We start from the raw sequence: 15,640 nt of genomic DNA, 5'->3' as shown, positions 1-15,640 counted from the left end.
TGTCACCTACTCGTGCAGCAGACCCGTGGGTTCGTTTAGGCTGTGTATTCAGGGGCTCAAGTTCGGGTTGATCATGGTTTTTGGTCGGCTGGGCGATCTTGTCGGTGGGCTTGGGTAGCCTGTGCATTCGGGGGCTTTGCGCTCGGTTGATCTTGGTGTGAGGGGTCTCTGGGCCTCGGCTGCGCCTCGGGGTTCGGCCTTGTCGCCTGGCGGCGACGCCGGCGCTTGGGCGCCAGATTAAAGCTGGGGTGCCCGTTGTGGTGAAGTTGTTTTGTTTGGGGCCCCTAGCGGTGGCCTGGGTAAGGCTAAAAGGCGGGGCCACTGGAAAGCGTGGCCTTACCCGCCGGCCAGCTTAGGCCACCGCTCCCCCCAAACAAAACAACTTCACCACAACGGGCGGTTGGTGTCGGCGGGTTTCGAGGCGCGCGGTGCCGGGGGTGGCGCTTCGTCGATTTCGGGTGAGTTTTGGGGCGCGGTGCAGGTTGGCGATCTTTGTCGATGTGGCGGGGGTTTCGGGCGCGCGAGGTTGGGAGTGCCGTTTCGTTGATTTCGGGTGAGTTTTTGGGGCGCGGTGCAGGTTGGCGACCTTTGTCGATGTGGCCGGGGCTTCGGGCGCGCGGGGCGGGCTGGCGACCTTTGTCGACGTGATGTGGGTTTCGAGGTGCGTTGGGTGGTGCTTCGTTGACTTTGGGGTGGGTTTTGTGGCCCGTGGGGGGGCGGGCTGGCGACCTTTGCCAGCGTGAGGTGGGTCGAGGGCGCGTGGTGCGGGTTGATTGTGGTGGGTGTTCACACAGCGGTTTGTGTGTTGGGGTGCGGTGCAAAGGGGAGGAGCGAGGGGCGCTCGTGTACTCGCAGGTGCGGGTATGCCGTGGAACCGGCAGGGCAACCTGCCGGTGGTCGGGGGTGGGGCCGCCAACAGGCCCTCACCGCACCGTGGGGGTCTGGGGGGTCGCCCCCCAGGTCTCACAGTGGGCGCAGCAGGATTCGAACCTGCGACCGCTCGGGTGTAAATCATGTGCTTCCCCCAGCCAACCTGGTCGGATGCGGCAACCGCCGGGAGTGGCACGCCCCCGAACGTGCAGGTCGGTTCACCCCAGTTCACGACCGTTGATGTCACGGGCTGATGTCACGGCACCCCTCCCCCTACACTGCCGAGGTGGCCATGGACGACTTCGAGGCACGACTTACCGCCGTCGAGCGAGAGCTGCGGGCGGTGCGCCAGGACGCCGCGGCCGCACGCGTGCTCGCGGGCGGAGCAGACCGCGACGTCAGCGCCCTGACCGCTCGCCTGGACGCTCAAACGAGGCTGCTGTCAGCGCTTCGCGAGACCCAGGTGGAGCACGGACAGCAACTGGGCACACTGGAAGCCGAGGTCCGCCGCGGGTTCACCGCGCTGGCCACCGGCCAAGCCGAGATCAGCACCCTGCTTCAACGCCTCGCCAGCAAAGACAACTGAGCATCTTCCCAGTTCGCGGCCCTCGCAGGTCGTGCGGTGGCAAGACGGGTGTCTCCAACATCTGTGAGAGTCGAAAACAAACCCGCAAACCCGCAACACCACCACAAAACGCGGCCTGAGCTGGGAAAACAGTGCGCGGGTTTGGCTGGAACCCAAACCCGCAGAAACCCGCGAGCCCGCGCCAAACCCGCATCCCTGGCCAACGGGACCGGTCCTACTAGCCCCGGGGGGCGGCTAGTAGGACCGGTCCTGAACCAGGCGTCCCGGGTAGCTGCCGCGCAACTACCGTCCTGCTAGCCCCCTGGCGACCTCACGCGGCCTGACGTCTGCCGCAGCAGCAAGCGCCGGGGGCATCCAATGGTGTCGGCCGCACCTCTCGAAGAGGTCATGACATCCACTGCGCTACCTCAAGGCGTCGGCCATCTGATGCATGTCCGTGAAGACCACCGCGGCTCCAGCGGCCTCGAACGCTTCTCGTTTGCCCGGCTTGTTCGCGTACGCTAAACAAGGTGTGCCAACAGCTGCGGCGACCTCAAGATCGGTGATGCTGTCGCCAACGAACACGGCCTTGCCAGCCTGCACCCCAAGCGCCTCCAGCGCGCAGACCATGGGCCACGTATTGGGCTTCATGAGGTCTGGCCGCGCGGGATAGCGACCGACTACCGGTCGAACAACGTCCGATAGTCCTACATTGCGCAGAAATGCCGAGACCGCATCTTCCGAGTTGTTGCTCACTACAGCCACCTTACGGCTACTGGCGATACAGGCCCGCACAGCCTCTAAGCCACCAGGGGTGACGTCCGAGCACGCTACCGCGTGAAGTTCGGCAGCAATTAGCGCACGCTCAACCTCTCGGAGCTTGTCGCTATCGTGCTCCCTCGATTCCCTGAGCACCTCCAGCGGGTCATCCGACTGGACCGGAACACCCAGAAGCTTCTCAAGGCTCCGAGCCACAACGCCTGCTGGATGGCCCGCAAAGACGTCGCACAACGGTCCGTCAAAGTCGAATATCACCGCAGAGGCGCTGGCCAGAACTTCCGACATTCTCCCCTGACTCAAGGCGTGTACCCCTTCGCCACACTCTCCCACACGCTATCAAACCATGCTTGGGCTTGGGCAATGTACTGATTAGAGACAGCTTCTGGGTCGTCCGACACGGCCCAATGGAAGAGCGTGGCATCCTTGCCCATCGGGTCGAAGATCTCCACTGCCTCCCCAGCGATTGCTACCGAGTGCCGAACCACCGGATAGAAGCCGAAGAATGCTTCTGAGCGGTTGATGATGTACAACTTGAACAAAGGCGAGGTCCGAAAAACTCGCACCTCCGCACTCCCCGACTCAATCAACTTGAGGGCCGCAAGCTCTTCAATCGAATCAGTAATCGTCTGCGTAGATCGCTGCGTAATTCGCTGCATTCGTTGGCGAACTTCCGCCGAGTCCGCGCCACCACCCTCAACCAAGGACGGCAGGCCGATCGCCAGAGAAAGGTCGGGGAGTAGAATCCTCACCTTTACACTCTTAGCCCCAAGCCTTCCCGTCCGCAGTTTGTCCAGGGGTTCTTGGACCACCCCGAGAAGCGTCTCCGAGGAGAATCCGGCGAAGTCGATTTCAACGTCACTGGACTCGAACGCTTGTTCAACATGTGGACGCAGGCCCACAGCGCGTTCCGTTCGTTGGCGAACGAACGTGCCCTTGCCCTGCCTGGTGACCACCAAGCCCTCGTCGCGCAGCAGGCTAATGACCTTTTGGACGGTCATCGGCGCCACCTTGAACCGCTCCGCCAACTCGGCATAGGACGGCAGCCGGTCTCCCGGCTCTAGCTTCCGCGTCGCGATAGCCGCACGTAGGACGTTCGCGACCTGCTGAAACGGGGGGCGTGGGTCGTCCGGATCAAGCTCAACGTGTAGCGGGTCCATAGGCACAGCATACCAGCACTACTAGCCCATCTAGGTGAATAGTAGCTCTGCTAGCTTTGCCATGTTGACTCTACTAGCAGACCTAGCTACCTTTGCTCTCGTTGCGCCAGCCGCAGACGGGGCGGGAGCGGACAAGCAAACGTCAGGCCCAGCTCTTTGACATTTGAATAAAAGCGCTTGCACGTCGCCCCCAGCGGCCGCGTCTGGATTCGTTACTGCGGTCGTAAAACGTGAGCAGGCCGGGAGTGTGTGGATCTCCACTCTCGGGGCCTGCGTCTCACTTTCTTCGCCTTGACCTGCGGGTTCACCCGTGTTGGTCGGGTGTTCCGACTCTTGTGGAGGTCGGTTGTGTCTGTTTCTGATCTTTCGGCTGCTGCGTTGGTGGCCTCGTTTCGTGCGGGGACGGTGACGTCGTCCGGGCCTGGGTTGACCGGGTCGGTGGCCTCTGGTGAGGCCCGGTCGCGGCGTGATCGGCGGGCGGCGGCGCGTGTGGTGTCGCCGTCGCCGTGTGTCGAGCCGGCGCGGCCGGTGATGGTTGCGCGGCCGTCGCGGCGGGTTCGGCGGGCCGCGGTTCGTCGGGCGCCGGTGCCGTTTCGGCCTGGTCTGGTGCCGGTCGCCGAGTCCTGATCGCTTCGTTCTGACTTCGAGGGAGTTCCTGATGACCGAGTCGATGGGTCCTGGCGACGTGGACGACGTCGCGGACGAGTTCTGGGTGGATGTTTCCGGGGAGGTGTTGTCGGAGGCCGAGTTGGCCCACGTGTTGGCGACCCCGGTGCTGGCGGCGGAGCTGGCCGAGGTCCGCAGGCCGGTCTCGCCGCCGACTACGGCGTTGGTGGACGGCACGGCACGGGTCCGGCGGGACGCGCGGATCGCCGGGCGGGGCGCCGGTGCGGTGTCGGCGACGCGGTGTCCGACGTGTGAGTGGCCGGGTGGACACGCGCCGTGGTGCCCGCACGGGGCGGCGGTGGCGGCATGAGCGAGTTGCAGCGGGGTTTGGCCGTGGCCGCCCGGTGGTTGGCCGAGTTCGAGGGTCAGGCCCCGGAGCTCGCGTGTGTGGAGGTCTGCCCGGTCTTCGACGACCAGGTGACGATACAGATCCAGGGGTATGGGGTGGACCTGGTCGCGGTGGTGGCCGAGTGGGCTCACGTGGTGGGCGTCGACATCGTGGCCACGACGCGGGAGGACCGGGTCACGGTCGAGGTGGTCACCGACGTCGCCGACCCGGGCGGGGTCGTCCGGGTGCGGTTGTACCAGCACTGGCGGTTGCCGGAGTTGGCCCGTCTCGCCCGGTGGGGGCTGTGGGAGCAGATGCCCCCGGTGGGCGAGACGGTGCGGCTGGCGCCGGAGAGGGTGTTGGCTGCGGCCCGGTCGGAGTCCGCCGGACGGTTGGCGGCGGCGTCGTGAGCGGCCGTCTGGAGTGGATGGACGACGCGTTGTGCGTCGAGACCGACCCGGAGGCGTTCCTCCCGGAGCAGGGCGGGCCGGGTGGGCGCGCGGCCCGCGCGGTGTGCCGGCGGTGCGCGGTCACTGAGGAGTGCCTGCGGTTCGCCCTGGTCAACGGGTTCGAGGGGATCTACGGCGGGACCTCGACTCGTGAGCGGCGCGGGATGGCGCGTACGCGGGCGGGGGTGGCCCGGTGAGCGCGGTGTCCGCGACCGTGCTCGGCGCGGTGGCGCCGGCGTTGCTGGTGGCCCACCAGGTCGCCGACCACTGGGTGCAGACCGACCACCAGGCCACGCACAAGGGCCACCGAGGGGTAGTGGGACGTCTCGCGTGTCTGCGGCATGTGGCCACCTACACCGCGACCACGGCCCTGGCGGTGGGGGTGGTGTGGTGGCTGGCGGGGTTACCCGTTCACCCGGTGCCGTTCGTCGCCGGGCAGGTGCTCTCGGCGCTGACGCACTACTGGGCCGACCGCCGTGCCCCGTTGGCGTGGTTGATCCGCGTGACCGGCCGGGCCCGGTTCGCCGCGCTCGGCGCGCCGCGCCCCGGCCGCGACGACAACCCCGGTCTGGGAACCGGGATGTACACGCTGGACCAGTCGTTTCACTGGCTGTGGCTGTGGGTGGCCGCGCTGGTCACGGCGGTGTCGTGATGGCCGGCCGCCAGTATCCGTGGGTGTTGGCGGACGTGGCGTGGTCGGCCGCACAGGAGTTCACCCGGGGCACCCACCTCGGCCTGCCGCTGCTGTCATGGGGCATCGCCCCCCGCGACCTGCTGGCCACCCGACGCCAACTCCGGGCACGCGGACTGCGCCCCGGCGGGCAGGAACCCGTGGCCTACCTGTACTTCCGGTGCCGCGCGGCCGAGAAGAAGGTCTACGCGGAGCTGTTCCTCATCTCCCTCGCGAAACCCCACCGCCCGGCGACACCGGCCCAGCACACCGCGCTGGCCAAGGCCAACCTCGGCCGGCGCCTGTGCCGCTCCTGCGGCCGCGACGCCGGGTACGTCGTCCCGCTGGAGACCCGGCAGTGCACCAACTGCTGGCTGCTCGACCAGGGCATCGACCCCACCGCCGAGCACGACGGGGCGGCGCACCTCCAGGTGGGGTGATCCCGCACAGGCACTTTCTCCCTGCTCTCGGCGGACAACACGCCCGCCTCGCTCTGTCCTCAATGGACACTTCAAGGAGACACCACCATGTCCACGTCATTCCGGATCGACATCACCCGTGGCCCCGTCAACCCCCACACCGACGAGGTCACGTACACGTTCACCTTCACCGGGGACGTGCCGGAGACGCTGCGAGCGCTGGTCAACAAACTCAGCCACTTGGACGCCGCGGGAAAGCACCACCACCGGAACGAGGTCTGGCGGGAGATGCGCCGCGAGTTGCGTCGGCACGGCCAGCACAAGGCCGCCGCCGCCATCGTGTGACGGGCGATGATCCCGTCCCGCAACTCGCCCGAGTCCCCGACCGCGCTGCGGGCACGTGGCCTGTGCCCGATCTGCGCGGGTCACCGTCTCCTGTGGACGGGCCGGTTCGCCGGTCGGTCCGATTTCGCGGTGCCGTGCCCGGAGTGCACGGCACCGAACACCGCAGACCCCTACCCCTCTCGGAGGACAATTACATGAACGCGCTGTCAGCACTGGTCAAGGGCGCGCGGGCTCTGAGCCCGGACGCCGTCGTCGACCGCCGGTCCAGCCGTGACGCCCAGCGGGCGGCGACTCGGTGCATCGCCGCCCCGCTCGGGAAGAAGTGCACGCGCAAGAAGTACCGCCGGGAGCAGATCTGCGGTCAGCCCGACTGCGCGGCATGGCTGATGGACCAGATGAACCTCTAGCCGGCCCCGGCCCGGCGGTCACTCCGCCACAGACTGCCCGCCGGGCCGGGGTTCCCAACCACCACCAGCCCCAGGCCAGTGGAGAACACCGATGGTAACGACCCCACCCCCCGCACCGCCGGCCGCCGTCTCGGCGACGCCGGTGGTCGAGCGGGACCACGAGCACCTGTACGCGTGCCGCTGCCCGCGGCTGCCGGGCACCCACGCCGCCGGTCAGTGCGACCAGGACACCCCGTCCCCCCGACACCGGAGAACGTGATGCGCACCTACCCGCACACCCGCTATGTGCATGCCGTCGTCAGCCAGATGAACACGGCCGGCCTGACCATCAACGAGTTCCACGGCGGCGGCCCTCTGCCCGGCAGTACGGGTGAGGGCATGTGGGCCAAGCTGGTCGTGTCGCCCACCGCGCCGGCGTTGACAAAACCCTGGCATGACCCGCTGTCGGACTCGATCAGCATCCACTGGGGCGAGGTCACCGGCTGGTGGGTGGAGCGACACAACCGCACCCGCAAGGAGGTCGCCACCGAATGGATCGGCGCCGAGGTGGCCCCCGCGCCCCGGACGCTGGCCACCCTGGTCGTCGCCGCGGTGTCGAGCATGCACCACCGGCCGCGCCGCACCCCGCCACCGATCTACCGCAAGCGCACCCGCCACACCGACGTCGCGTTCGAGCGCACGCTCGCCGCGCTCGGCAAGTAGACCGGAAAGGACAGACCATGTCGGTGGAAGCCCGCTGGGACACTGCCGTTCGCGCGGCGATCGAGAAACTGGCGCGCCGCAAGGGCGGCTGGGTCGACCTGGTCGACCTGCGGACGGAACTGTGGCAGCAGTCCAGGACCGCGCAGGACGCCCACCTGGCCCGGATGTCGCGCGAACGCAAGATCCACCTGGTACCCGAGTCCAACCGCAAGACCATCACCTCGGCCGACCAGGCCGCCGCGATCCGGATCGGCGGCGAGTGGAACCACCTCATCGCCTGGAACTACGCCACCTCCCCCTGACCCTCACCGCTTCTTCCCGGTCCGGCGGTCACTCCGCCACGCACTGCCCGCCGGACCGGGCCCAACCACGCCCACAGGGCAGACCGGAGCACCCATCATGGCGACAACCACCGCCGGCCCGGCCGGGCTCGCCGAGCTCGGCGAGCTGCTGGCCACCCGACCCACCCTCGACACCCCACCCGCGCAGGTCGCCGTCTGGCTCGACCGCAAGGCCGCGATGCTCGACGCGGTCGCCGCCCACCCGGGCACCACCCCGGCCGGTGCGGCCGACGCCCGCGACTGCGCCGCCCGCGCCCGTTCCCGGGCCGCCGCGCTGCGCGCCGGGCGGGGGGTGACCCGCTGATGTCACACCGGACCCCGACACCGACACCGCCGCCACTGCGGGTCGTGTCCTTCGGCTACCTGCACGACGCCCCGCCCGCAGCCGACCTCGTGATCGACGTGCGGGAGCTGCTGCGCGACCCGGCCCGCGTCACGGGCTCGGGCCTGATCGACCTCGACGGCCACGACCCGTGGGTCCACGCCGTCGTGATGAACACCCCTGGCGCCCGCGCCCTGGTCGACGGGCTGGTCACCGCTGTCGTGGGCCTGCACCTGGTCGCGGGCAAAGCCGTCACCGTCGCCATCGGGTGCGCCGGCGGCCGCCACCGCTCGGTCGCCCTGGCCGAGCACCTGGCCATCCTCGTCCAGATCGCCGCCGAGAACCTGGACGGCCGGCGGATCGAGGTGCGGGTGGAGCACCTGCACGTCCACCTGCCCCGTGTACTGACGGGGGAGAGCCGATGACCGAGTCCGAGGCGAAGTTCCGGCGGTTGCGGGAGTCCGGGTACCGCGGCCCCATCGATCACCGCGGTGAGCCGGTTCCCGACCTCGACCGGTGGATCGCCGACCACCTGCGCCCGCCCGCTCCGGCCCCCGACTCGAAGAAGGGGGACCGATGACCACCCCACCGGGCAGGGCTCGACTGTCGCGTGTGGACGCGTTGCGGGAGCGGGCGGCCGTGGCGGCGGATGTGCGGGCGTTGAGCACGCACCCGGACGTGATCGCGGTGCAGGTGGAGCGGGTCCGGTCCCAGGTCGACCGGCTGATGTGGACGGGAATCCTGCTGGGTCTGGGGTTCACGATGGTCAACGTCCAGACCTTCGCGGCCGTGGGCGCGACGCCGGGATCGTTGCGGTGGCTGACCGCGTGGCTGCTCGACCCGATGGTGTCGCTGGTGCTCATCGCGATCCTGCGGGCGGAGCAGATCACCGCCCGCTGGCAGGTCCCGGTCACCGGGCCGTGGGCGCGGCGCACGAAGTGGTTCTCCTTCGCCGCCACCTACGCCATGAACACCTGGCAGTCCTGGACCGACATGACCGCCGCCGGGATCGTGTTGCACTCGGTGCCGCCGGTGCTGGTGCTGTGCGCGGCGGAGGCGGGACCGTATCTGCGGGACCGGCTCACCGAGGCGGTGGTGCTCGCGGTCCGCCACCACAGGCAGCTCTCGCCCGCACCGGCCGGCATCGACACCGACGTCGTGTCGGGTGCGTGGACCGTGCCGCCCCCGGCGGAACCCGAGACCGCGACCGACACCGCGACCGGGGCGGTGGAGGCCGCCGCCCCCGACACCACCGCAACCACGCCCGCGTCGCGGGCGGCGCGCACGCCCCGGCGGCGGGCGGCGCGGCCGCCCCGGATGCTGCTGCCGGACTTCGTCAAGCTCGCCCGCGACCAGCTCACCGCGAGCACGCATTTGACGCCGGCGTGGGTGCGTGAGGTGACCGGCTGCGGGCGGGGCATGGCGACCAGGGTCGCCGCCACGCTGCGGGCCGAACGCGACGCCGCCGATGCCCCGGTCAAGGCTGTGAGCAGGGTCGAGGGCGCCCGGGAGGCGGCATGAACAGCCAGACGAACGCGGCCGCCGAGACGGCCGATGGCGGGGTGGATTCCGGGGGGCGGGTGATCCCGTTGCGCCCGGACCCGACCTCCTCGCCGGACGTCGCGCCGCGGCCGGGAACGGCGGTGGAGCGCGCCGAGACCGAGCACGCGGTGGTGGCGGGCGGGGCGCTCGCGGGCGGGGCGGTGGAGGGCACGGTGCTCTCCGCGGCGGAGTCCGCGGCGCTGGATCGGCGTGTCCCGGACGGGACGCGGTGGGCGGGGCCGGTGCGGCTGCTGCCCGCGCGGGCAGTGGAGGTGGTGCGGTCCTCGACATCGGCGATGGTGGTGATCCGGGTGAGCGTGACGACGATGCAGGGCGGGTACTCGTGGGCGGCGCGGTTGTGGGACGCGGGCACCCACGGGGTGTACCGCCGCCAGATCCGCGCCGCCGAGGCCACCGGCGACCAAGAGCAACTGCGGCACTGGGTCGACGCCCGGGAGGACGCGGTGACCCGGCGGCACCAGCGGCTGCGGGACGCCCCGGCCACGGCGTGGGCGCTGATGAAGGTGACGGCCGGAGCCCTGGCCGGGACGATCGTCCTGGTGGTGGTGGTGGCCGGTGTCGCCCAGGTCTCCGGCGCGGCCGAGTTCGGCGAGGTCGTCGGCGGGGTGCTGGACCTGGTGCGGGTCGTGGCGTGGGTGATCGCCGCCGCCTGGACCCCCGCGGTGGCCGCGGCGCCGCTGGCGGTGCTCTACGCCGCCTACCGCGAGGGCACCCGCCGCGCGGAACTGCCTGCGTGGGTGCGCCCGGAACACGCCCGCGAGTCGACCGGGGAGCCGATCACCCCGTCCATGCTGGTCATCGCCCTGCGCGAGCTCGGTCTCGCCCCGCTGCGCAAGGCGATCAAGGGGATGGGCGACGCGGGCGCGGGGATGCTGGGCCCGATCCGGCTGGCCGGGTGCGGGGTCGAGGTCGACGTGTTGCTGCCCAAGGGCACCGACACCTCCGACATCCACCGCAGGCGACGCAAGCTCGCCGAGAATCTGGACCGCCACGAACACGAGGTGCACATGACCATCCCGTCCGCCGCCCGCACGGTGCGGCTGTGGATCGCCGACTCCGGCGCCCTCGACCAGCCGATCGGGCCCTCGCCACTGACGTTCGAGCCCGACCTGGTCGCCGACCTCTACACCGGCCGTGCCCCCTGGGGCGTGGACCTGCGCGGCGACACCGTCGCGATCTCCCTGCTGCAGCGGCATCTGCTCATCACCGGTCTGTCCAATCAGGGCAAGACAGCGGCGCTGCGGGCGCTGGCCCTGTGGGTGGCGCTCGACCCCAGCACCGAACTCCAGGTGGCCGACCTCAAGGGCGTGGGCGACTGGCGGATGGTCGACGGCATCGCCACCACCCTCATCCAGGGCCCCACCGACGACCACGTCATCCAGGCCACCAGGATGCTGGAATCCGGGGTGTCCGAAATGGAGCGTCGGATCTCCGCGCTGGAAGCGTCCGGCGCCCCGGACGGGGTCACCCGCGACATGGCCCGCACTCCCGGCAGCGGCTTCCACCCCCTGTTCCTCATCGTGGACGAAGCGCAGGTCGCGTTCATGTGCCCGGCGGTCGGGGAGGACAAGCGCCCCTACGGCGGGACCAAGGCCACCAGCCGCTACTTCATGGCCGCCCGCAAGCTCCAGAACCAGGGCCGCGCCGTCAACGTGCTGCTCTGGCAGGGAACCCAGGACCCGACCGACCAGAACCTGCCCAAACTCGTCCGCGAGGGCGCCCACATCCGGGCGTCGCTGGCGGTGGGCACCGAAGAGCAGGCGTGCATGGCCTTGGGAGACAAGGCGATCGACGCCGGCGCCGCCCCGCACCGGCTGCGCCAGGGCCTGGACAAGGGTGTCCTGGTCGTGGCCGGTGACGGGGTCCCCCTCCCGCCCGGACAGGCGGCGCTGACCGTGCGGACCCACTACGTCAACGGCGCCGACGCGGCCGACGTCGCCGACCGCGCCCGCGCCCTGCGCACCGCGGTCACCACCACCGACACCACCACACCCGACACCCCCCTGGACCCCCTGGCCGACATCGCCGCCGTCCTCACCGGACACCACCGGATGCGCACCCAGGAAGTCCTCACCGCCCTGGCCGGCCGGGACTCCCGCTACCGCGGCTGGAACTTCACCACCCTCAACGAGGCCCTCCCCGAGGTCGCCAGGGCCTACAAAACCGGCGGCCAGATGAAGATCAGCGCCACCCGAGTCCACGAAGCACTTACAGAACGTGACGAAATCGACGGTATCGACACCGACGACGACTAGGGGAGCCTGCGGGGAGGAAGGGAGTTCTCCCTCCCACCCTCCCTCCCTGCCCATCCCCACGACAACCAGCGCGAACAGTGGCCAGGGAGGCGGCGTCCGACCCCACCGGCGACCAGCGGAAACCCCGCGAAAACGGTACGCCCACGACGCCGCCGCCTCCCTCCCCACCCCACAGGCGACTACCCAAAGTGACCATTCGGCGCAGGAGAGGGAAAGGACCACGTGGATCACGTAGAGATGCGCATGATCGGCGAACCGGCCGACATGGCCGCCGTACTGGAAACCCTGATACAGGCCGGATACGAGGTTGTGGCGAACGGCAAGACGTACGACGCGCGCGGTGCCTTCGGCAAACGCGTCTACGCCAGGGTGCGCCGGGCCGCGCCGCGCACCACCACCGCCCGCGCGGACCGAACGGACCGCGCACGCAAGCAGGTCCCGCCCCGACAACACCGCGAACTCGGCCCGGGAACCACCACGAACTAGCCCGGTACCACACCGGTCCGATCGCGACAGAAGGGAACAAACACACATGGACGAGGACTACGAGGTCAACTACGGGTGGCGGTGCACGTCCTGCGACGTCACCTCGTTCATCACCCTCACCCACCGGGTCGACGCCGAGGCGGGGTGGAAGAAGCACACCACCAGGCCCGGCAAGCACCGGGGCGGGGTCGTCACCGTCTACCACGAGGCCGAACACGACGACGACTGGGACGACGACTGACCCGCCGTCGAACCGGTCCGGCCCCCGACCTTCATCCAGCAGCACCCCCGAAGGGACACCCACCGCCATGGCCCGCCGTATCACCGTGACCACCACCAACCGTGTCACCGGCAACGCGGTCGTCGGTGAGCAGACCGACCTGCTCATCGGCGACGTCACCGTCACCGAAGTCGGCAACATCGACACCGACACCACCGACGACGACCGCGAGCGGCGGCGGGAGCGTCGCCGCCAGGAACGCCGCCACCGCCGCGACAACGCCGACCCGCAGACCACCGGCGCCACCGTCACCAACACCGCCGGCGGCGGTGACCGCGTCAAGGCGCAGATCGGCGTCGTCCTCGGGCAGCCACGCCGCTGACACCGTCCACAGAGGAGACAAAGCGTGAGCGGTCTCCTCTGACGGTCGACCCACCACGCGATCACCCCACCGGACAAGGTGACCGCCCCCGGGGTCGGTGCTCACTCCGCCACCACCCGCGCGCCGACCCCGGGCCTCCCCCTCCACCACCACCGTTCCGGAGGAACAAACCATGGCAGTGATCCAGACAGCCGACGCGATTGTGTTCGCCCAGCGGCGCGGGCAGTGGCACGTGTTGCTGATCGAGCGGGGCAAGCCCCCGTTCCAGGGCCGGTGGGCCCTGCCCGGCGGGAAGGTCAACCCGGGCGAGGACACCCTGGCCGCCGCGATCCGGGAACTCGCCGAGGAAACCGGGGTGCGCATGCCGCGCACCGCCGGCAAGGTCGGCGTCTACGACACCCCCGGCCGCGACCCGCGCGGCCGCTACACGACCTCGGCGTACGCGGCCCGACTGACCATGATGCCCACCCCGGTCGCCGCCGACGACGCCAAGACCGCCCGCTGGGTCCCGCTGGCCGACATCATCGGCCAACAGGTTGCGCTCGCGTTCGACCACGACCGGATCGTGTCCGACGCCATGCGGGCGCTGCGCATCCAGCTCACTCCATCTCCGGTGCGGCCCGAGCAGGTGACCCGGCTGGTTCACCTGTTCACCGACGTGGAGGCACTCGAGGCCGACAAACGCACCCCGCCGGACATCGCGCGCAGAGCACGCGGCCTGATGGAGGCGGCAATCCGCAACTCCAGTCGGGAGGAGGTCAACGCCGCGTTCACACGGATGCGTGGCACCCGCCGGTGACGCGCTACCGCCAGATCGTGTCCGACGCCGTGCGTGGTGGTGATGGCCAGCGCTGGCAGCGCCGGGTCCCACTGGGCGGGCCGTGGCGCCGGTCGACGCCTTCCTCCGGCAAACATCCACAGCATCGACGAAAGGTCGTTCCCATGAAGACTTCCGGCGGCAAGCCCGGTCCGGTACGAGCCGCTCAGATACAGCGGCTGGTCGCGTTGATCAAGGCCGAGGAGGACGCGGCCGTGCTGCACATGGAGGCGGGTGCGCCGGAGCAGACCTGGCGCCGCGCGACGACCATGTTGACCGCGGCGAAACGCAACTCCAGCTCTGCGGAGATCGACGCCGCGTACGTCCAGTACCGCGACCGGGCCTGACAGGCGACGTGTCGATGGGCTCTCGCTTCGCCGATGACCCGCACCGGTTGGCCGTCGCCCACCACGAACTCGGTCACTACGTCGTCTGGAACACGCTGCCCGGGGTCCGTATCCGCGAGGTGCGGATCACCGGCCGAGGCAGTGGTGTCGAGGGCTGGGTGCGGGTGGACTGGCCCGACGACGACACCGAGGTGATCGACCGCGGCTATCTGGTCGGGCTGCTGGCCGGACGCGAGGCCGACCGCGTCCACCACCGCACCCCCGGCACGCCCGCCTACCGCGAGGCCGGGTGCGTGCACGACATGCGCGCGTTCCGCCGAGCCCGCCGCCTACACGCCCCCTCCCGCGCCCTGCCCGAACACCGGCTGCGGGCCGAGGCCGAGCGGCTGGTGCGCGCCCGATGGGACCAGATCACCCACCTCGCCCCGGACCTGGCCGCCCGCGGCCGTCTCCGACTCTGACCTCGACCTCCAGGACCGCCCTGGCGCCTCACCGGCGCCAGGGCGGTCCGGAAAGGCTGCCATGTTCATCCCGCTGCCGACGCCGTGCGTGGTGGTGATGGCCGGCGCCAGCGGCGCCGGGAAATCCACCCTCGCCGCCCGCCTCGCCGCCACCGACCCCGACACCGTGGTCATCTCCTACGACCGCTGCCGCGAGGAACTCTGCGGCGACCCGCACGACCAGATCTTCACCCCCGCCGCCGTGCAGCTCGCGCACGACCGACTCGACCGGCGCTGCGGATGGGGACTGTCCACCGTCGTGGACGGAACCCACACCACCCGCCACGAACGCGTCAGTGTGCGCGAGATCGCCGACCGGCACGGCATCCCCACCGCGCTGGTCGTGCTCACCACCCCACTCGGGACCTGCCAAGCCCGCCAAACCGTGCGGACACACCCCGTGCCCCGCATCGTCGTCACCCGCCAACACCTCGCGCTGGCCGACAGCCTCCGCGCCCTGGCCACCAGCCCGGCGGGGTTCGCCGCGGAGGGATTCGCCACCGTCCACTTCACCCACCCGAGCGGCGGTGCCCGGTGAGCACCCGCGACACCCTGCGCCTTCCCGCGTTGGAGGTTCGGCAGGGGCGGCGGCGGATTTACTGCTTCGCCGTGGATGGGAAGAAGTTGCCGGGGTTCGCGGCGGTGTCGCGGGTGCGGCGTGATGAGGGTGAGGAGTTGCAGGGGTATCAGCGGCCGGAGGTGCTCAGCCACATTCGGGCGATTCGCCGGTATCTGGAGTCGGATGGGGCGATGTTGCCGAACGCGATCGTGGTGGCGTTCGACAAGCGGGTGGAGTTCGTGCCCGCGGTGATGCAGGGCGAGTCGGTGGACTACTCGGTGATGGGTGAGTTGGTGATCCCGGTCGACGAGGGTCAGGCGGAGGAGCGCAAGCCGGCGTGGTTGGTGGACGGGCAGCAGCGGAGTGCGGCGATCCGGGACGCGAACATCCGGAAGTTCCCGGTGGCGGTGGTGGGGTTCATCGCGGACACCGAGGACGAGCAGCGATCACAGTTCATCCTGGTCAACTCGACGAAAGCCCTGCCGAAGGG

The 15,640-nt window shown here is 70.0% G+C and carries 25 protein-coding genes; 23 read left to right on the top strand and 2 right to left on the bottom strand.

The window, feature by feature from the left end:
• Positions 1 to 1,162: 1,162 nt before the first annotated feature.
• The gene (locus tag H504_RS0125215) at positions 1,163 to 1,456 is read left to right on the top strand and encodes a hypothetical protein (RefSeq protein ID WP_026425050.1); all 294 of its coding nucleotides are present in this window, start codon (positions 1,163 to 1,165) and stop codon (positions 1,454 to 1,456) included.
• 402 nt (positions 1,457 to 1,858) lie between these two features.
• Here H504_RS0125215 and H504_RS36890 read toward each other — a convergent pair whose 3' ends face one another.
• Together H504_RS36890 and H504_RS0125205 are read right to left on the bottom strand one after the other, a co-directional pair.
• A complete protein-coding gene (locus H504_RS36890; RefSeq protein WP_035306010.1) occupies positions 1,859 to 2,500 on the bottom strand; it encodes an HAD family hydrolase in 642 nt (213 codons plus the stop codon).
• An 11-nt stretch (positions 2,501 to 2,511) separates the two neighbouring features.
• Positions 2,512 to 3,372: a GntR family transcriptional regulator gene (locus tag H504_RS0125205; RefSeq protein ID WP_026425049.1), complete on the bottom strand. Its 861-nt coding sequence runs from the start codon at positions 3,370 to 3,372 to the stop codon at positions 2,512 to 2,514.
• A 658-nt stretch (positions 3,373 to 4,030) separates the two neighbouring features.
• Between H504_RS0125205 and H504_RS0125200 the strand changes: the two genes are divergently transcribed.
• The 22 genes from H504_RS0125200 to H504_RS0125090 all read left to right on the top strand — a co-directional run.
• On the top strand, positions 4,031 to 4,348 hold the full coding sequence (locus H504_RS0125200) for a hypothetical protein (RefSeq protein WP_026425048.1): 318 nt from the start codon (positions 4,031 to 4,033) through the stop codon (positions 4,346 to 4,348).
• Positions 4,345 to 4,776, top strand: coding sequence for a hypothetical protein (locus H504_RS0125195; RefSeq protein ID WP_157440619.1), 432 nt, complete (start codon positions 4,345 to 4,347; stop codon positions 4,774 to 4,776). Before H504_RS0125200 ends, H504_RS0125195 begins: the two co-directional genes overlap by 4 nt.
• On the top strand, positions 4,773 to 5,012 hold the full coding sequence (locus H504_RS40485; RefSeq protein ID WP_035306006.1) for a WhiB family transcriptional regulator: 240 nt from the start codon (positions 4,773 to 4,775) through the stop codon (positions 5,010 to 5,012). The genes H504_RS0125195 and H504_RS40485 overlap by 4 nt, the downstream gene beginning before the upstream one ends.
• Entirely contained in the window at positions 5,009 to 5,467 is a 459-nt protein-coding gene (locus H504_RS0125185; RefSeq protein WP_035306004.1) for a DUF3307 domain-containing protein, read from the top strand. Before H504_RS40485 ends, H504_RS0125185 begins: the two co-directional genes overlap by 4 nt.
• Entirely contained in the window at positions 5,467 to 5,925 is a 459-nt protein-coding gene (locus H504_RS0125180) for an RRQRL motif-containing zinc-binding protein (protein ID WP_026425045.1), read from the top strand. Before H504_RS0125185 ends, H504_RS0125180 begins: the two co-directional genes overlap by 1 nt.
• Before the next feature lie 87 nt (positions 5,926 to 6,012).
• The gene (locus H504_RS0125175) at positions 6,013 to 6,249 is read left to right on the top strand and encodes a hypothetical protein (RefSeq protein ID WP_026425044.1); all 237 of its coding nucleotides are present in this window, start codon (positions 6,013 to 6,015) and stop codon (positions 6,247 to 6,249) included.
• Between the two features lie 194 nt (positions 6,250 to 6,443).
• A complete protein-coding gene (locus H504_RS0125170) occupies positions 6,444 to 6,656 on the top strand; it encodes a hypothetical protein (RefSeq protein ID WP_026425043.1) in 213 nt (70 codons plus the stop codon).
• Between the two features lie 258 nt (positions 6,657 to 6,914).
• Complete coding sequence (locus tag H504_RS0125160) at positions 6,915 to 7,358, top strand: hypothetical protein (protein ID WP_026425042.1); 444 nt, start codon at positions 6,915 to 6,917, stop codon at positions 7,356 to 7,358.
• A gap of 17 nt (positions 7,359 to 7,375) precedes the next feature.
• A complete protein-coding gene (locus H504_RS36880) occupies positions 7,376 to 7,660 on the top strand; it encodes a hypothetical protein (protein ID WP_051386245.1) in 285 nt (94 codons plus the stop codon).
• Positions 7,661 to 7,757: 97 nt separating this feature from the next.
• The gene (locus H504_RS36875) at positions 7,758 to 8,003 is read left to right on the top strand and encodes a hypothetical protein (protein ID WP_035306002.1); all 246 of its coding nucleotides are present in this window, start codon (positions 7,758 to 7,760) and stop codon (positions 8,001 to 8,003) included.
• A complete protein-coding gene (locus H504_RS36870; RefSeq protein WP_051386244.1) occupies positions 8,003 to 8,446 on the top strand; it encodes a RapZ C-terminal domain-containing protein in 444 nt (147 codons plus the stop codon). Before H504_RS36875 ends, H504_RS36870 begins: the two co-directional genes overlap by 1 nt.
• Complete coding sequence (locus H504_RS41600; protein ID WP_157440618.1) at positions 8,443 to 8,601, top strand: hypothetical protein; 159 nt, start codon at positions 8,443 to 8,445, stop codon at positions 8,599 to 8,601. The genes H504_RS36870 and H504_RS41600 overlap by 4 nt, the downstream gene beginning before the upstream one ends.
• On the top strand, positions 8,598 to 9,542 hold the full coding sequence (locus H504_RS36865; RefSeq protein ID WP_084468182.1) for a hypothetical protein: 945 nt from the start codon (positions 8,598 to 8,600) through the stop codon (positions 9,540 to 9,542). Before H504_RS41600 ends, H504_RS36865 begins: the two co-directional genes overlap by 4 nt.
• On the top strand, positions 9,539 to 11,839 hold the full coding sequence (locus H504_RS36860; protein WP_084468180.1) for an FtsK/SpoIIIE domain-containing protein: 2,301 nt from the start codon (positions 9,539 to 9,541) through the stop codon (positions 11,837 to 11,839). Before H504_RS36865 ends, H504_RS36860 begins: the two co-directional genes overlap by 4 nt.
• Positions 11,840 to 12,061: 222 nt before the next feature.
• On the top strand, positions 12,062 to 12,325 hold the full coding sequence (locus tag H504_RS0125125; RefSeq protein WP_157440617.1) for a hypothetical protein: 264 nt from the start codon (positions 12,062 to 12,064) through the stop codon (positions 12,323 to 12,325).
• A gap of 46 nt (positions 12,326 to 12,371) precedes the next feature.
• Entirely contained in the window at positions 12,372 to 12,566 is a 195-nt protein-coding gene (locus H504_RS0125120) for a hypothetical protein (RefSeq protein ID WP_026425040.1), read from the top strand.
• A gap of 85 nt (positions 12,567 to 12,651) precedes the next feature.
• Positions 12,652 to 12,927: a hypothetical protein gene (locus tag H504_RS0125115; protein WP_157440616.1), complete on the top strand. Its 276-nt coding sequence runs from the start codon at positions 12,652 to 12,654 to the stop codon at positions 12,925 to 12,927.
• 172 nt (positions 12,928 to 13,099) lie between these two features.
• The gene (locus H504_RS36855) at positions 13,100 to 13,726 is read left to right on the top strand and encodes an NUDIX domain-containing protein (protein WP_084468179.1); all 627 of its coding nucleotides are present in this window, start codon (positions 13,100 to 13,102) and stop codon (positions 13,724 to 13,726) included.
• Positions 13,727 to 13,869: 143 nt separating this feature from the next.
• Positions 13,870 to 14,091 carry a hypothetical protein gene (locus tag H504_RS0125105; RefSeq protein WP_026425038.1) on the top strand — a complete coding sequence of 74 codons (222 nt, stop codon included), beginning with the start codon at positions 13,870 to 13,872 and terminating at the stop codon, positions 14,089 to 14,091.
• 14 nt (positions 14,092 to 14,105) lie between these two features.
• On the top strand, positions 14,106 to 14,552 hold the full coding sequence (locus tag H504_RS0125100; protein WP_026425037.1) for a hypothetical protein: 447 nt from the start codon (positions 14,106 to 14,108) through the stop codon (positions 14,550 to 14,552).
• A 61-nt stretch (positions 14,553 to 14,613) separates the two neighbouring features.
• Complete coding sequence (locus tag H504_RS36850) at positions 14,614 to 15,129, top strand: ATP-binding protein (protein WP_051386243.1); 516 nt, start codon at positions 14,614 to 14,616, stop codon at positions 15,127 to 15,129.
• Positions 15,126 to 15,640, top strand: a 515-nt coding sequence (locus H504_RS0125090; RefSeq protein ID WP_026425051.1) for a DGQHR domain-containing protein, incomplete at its 3' end; no start/stop codon positions are given. The genes H504_RS36850 and H504_RS0125090, both read left to right, overlap by 4 nt.

This window comes from Actinokineospora inagensis DSM 44258, from assembly GCF_000482865.1.
Taxonomy (GTDB): Bacteria; Actinomycetota; Actinomycetes; order Mycobacteriales; family Pseudonocardiaceae; genus Actinokineospora; species Actinokineospora inagensis.
The sequence above is the reverse complement of the archived record's forward strand: the minus strand, read 5'-3'. Positions and strand labels throughout refer to the sequence as shown.

Bases quoted from the DNA above. Each gene is read 5' to 3' on its own strand.
- H504_RS0125160 (WP_026425042.1), top strand. From the start codon at position 6,915: ATGCGCACCTACCCGCACACCCGCTATGTGCATGCCGTCGTCAGCCAG.
- H504_RS0125105 (WP_026425038.1), top strand. From the start codon at position 13,870: ATGAAGACTTCCGGCGGCAAGCCCGGTCCGGTACGAGCCGCTCAGATA.
- H504_RS0125120 (WP_026425040.1), top strand. From the start codon at position 12,372: ATGGACGAGGACTACGAGGTCAACTACGGGTGGCGGTGCACGTCCTGC.
- H504_RS0125195 (WP_157440619.1), top strand. From the start codon at position 4,345: ATGAGCGAGTTGCAGCGGGGTTTGGCCGTGGCCGCCCGGTGGTTGGCC.
- H504_RS0125175 (WP_026425044.1), top strand. From the start codon at position 6,013: ATGTCCACGTCATTCCGGATCGACATCACCCGTGGCCCCGTCAACCCC.
- H504_RS0125170 (WP_026425043.1), top strand. From the start codon at position 6,444: ATGAACGCGCTGTCAGCACTGGTCAAGGGCGCGCGGGCTCTGAGCCCG.
- H504_RS36870 (WP_051386244.1), top strand. From the start codon at position 8,003: ATGTCACACCGGACCCCGACACCGACACCGCCGCCACTGCGGGTCGTG.
- H504_RS36875 (WP_035306002.1), top strand. From the start codon at position 7,758: ATGGCGACAACCACCGCCGGCCCGGCCGGGCTCGCCGAGCTCGGCGAG.
- H504_RS36890 (WP_035306010.1), bottom strand. From the start codon at position 2,500: ATGTCGGAAGTTCTGGCCAGCGCCTCTGCGGTGATATTCGACTTTGAC.
- H504_RS36855 (WP_084468179.1), top strand. From the start codon at position 13,100: ATGGCAGTGATCCAGACAGCCGACGCGATTGTGTTCGCCCAGCGGCGC.
- H504_RS36880 (WP_051386245.1), top strand. From the start codon at position 7,376: ATGTCGGTGGAAGCCCGCTGGGACACTGCCGTTCGCGCGGCGATCGAG.
- H504_RS41600 (WP_157440618.1), top strand. From the start codon at position 8,443: ATGACCGAGTCCGAGGCGAAGTTCCGGCGGTTGCGGGAGTCCGGGTAC.
- H504_RS36865 (WP_084468182.1), top strand. From the start codon at position 8,598: ATGACCACCCCACCGGGCAGGGCTCGACTGTCGCGTGTGGACGCGTTG.
- H504_RS36860 (WP_084468180.1), top strand. From the start codon at position 9,539: ATGAACAGCCAGACGAACGCGGCCGCCGAGACGGCCGATGGCGGGGTG.
- H504_RS0125100 (WP_026425037.1), top strand. From the start codon at position 14,106: ATGGGCTCTCGCTTCGCCGATGACCCGCACCGGTTGGCCGTCGCCCAC.
- H504_RS0125205 (WP_026425049.1), bottom strand. From the start codon at position 3,372: ATGGACCCGCTACACGTTGAGCTTGATCCGGACGACCCACGCCCCCCG.
- H504_RS0125200 (WP_026425048.1), top strand. From the start codon at position 4,031: ATGACCGAGTCGATGGGTCCTGGCGACGTGGACGACGTCGCGGACGAG.
- H504_RS0125180 (WP_026425045.1), top strand. From the start codon at position 5,467: ATGGCCGGCCGCCAGTATCCGTGGGTGTTGGCGGACGTGGCGTGGTCG.
- H504_RS36850 (WP_051386243.1), top strand. From the start codon at position 14,614: ATGTTCATCCCGCTGCCGACGCCGTGCGTGGTGGTGATGGCCGGCGCC.
- H504_RS0125215 (WP_026425050.1), top strand. From the start codon at position 1,163: ATGGACGACTTCGAGGCACGACTTACCGCCGTCGAGCGAGAGCTGCGG.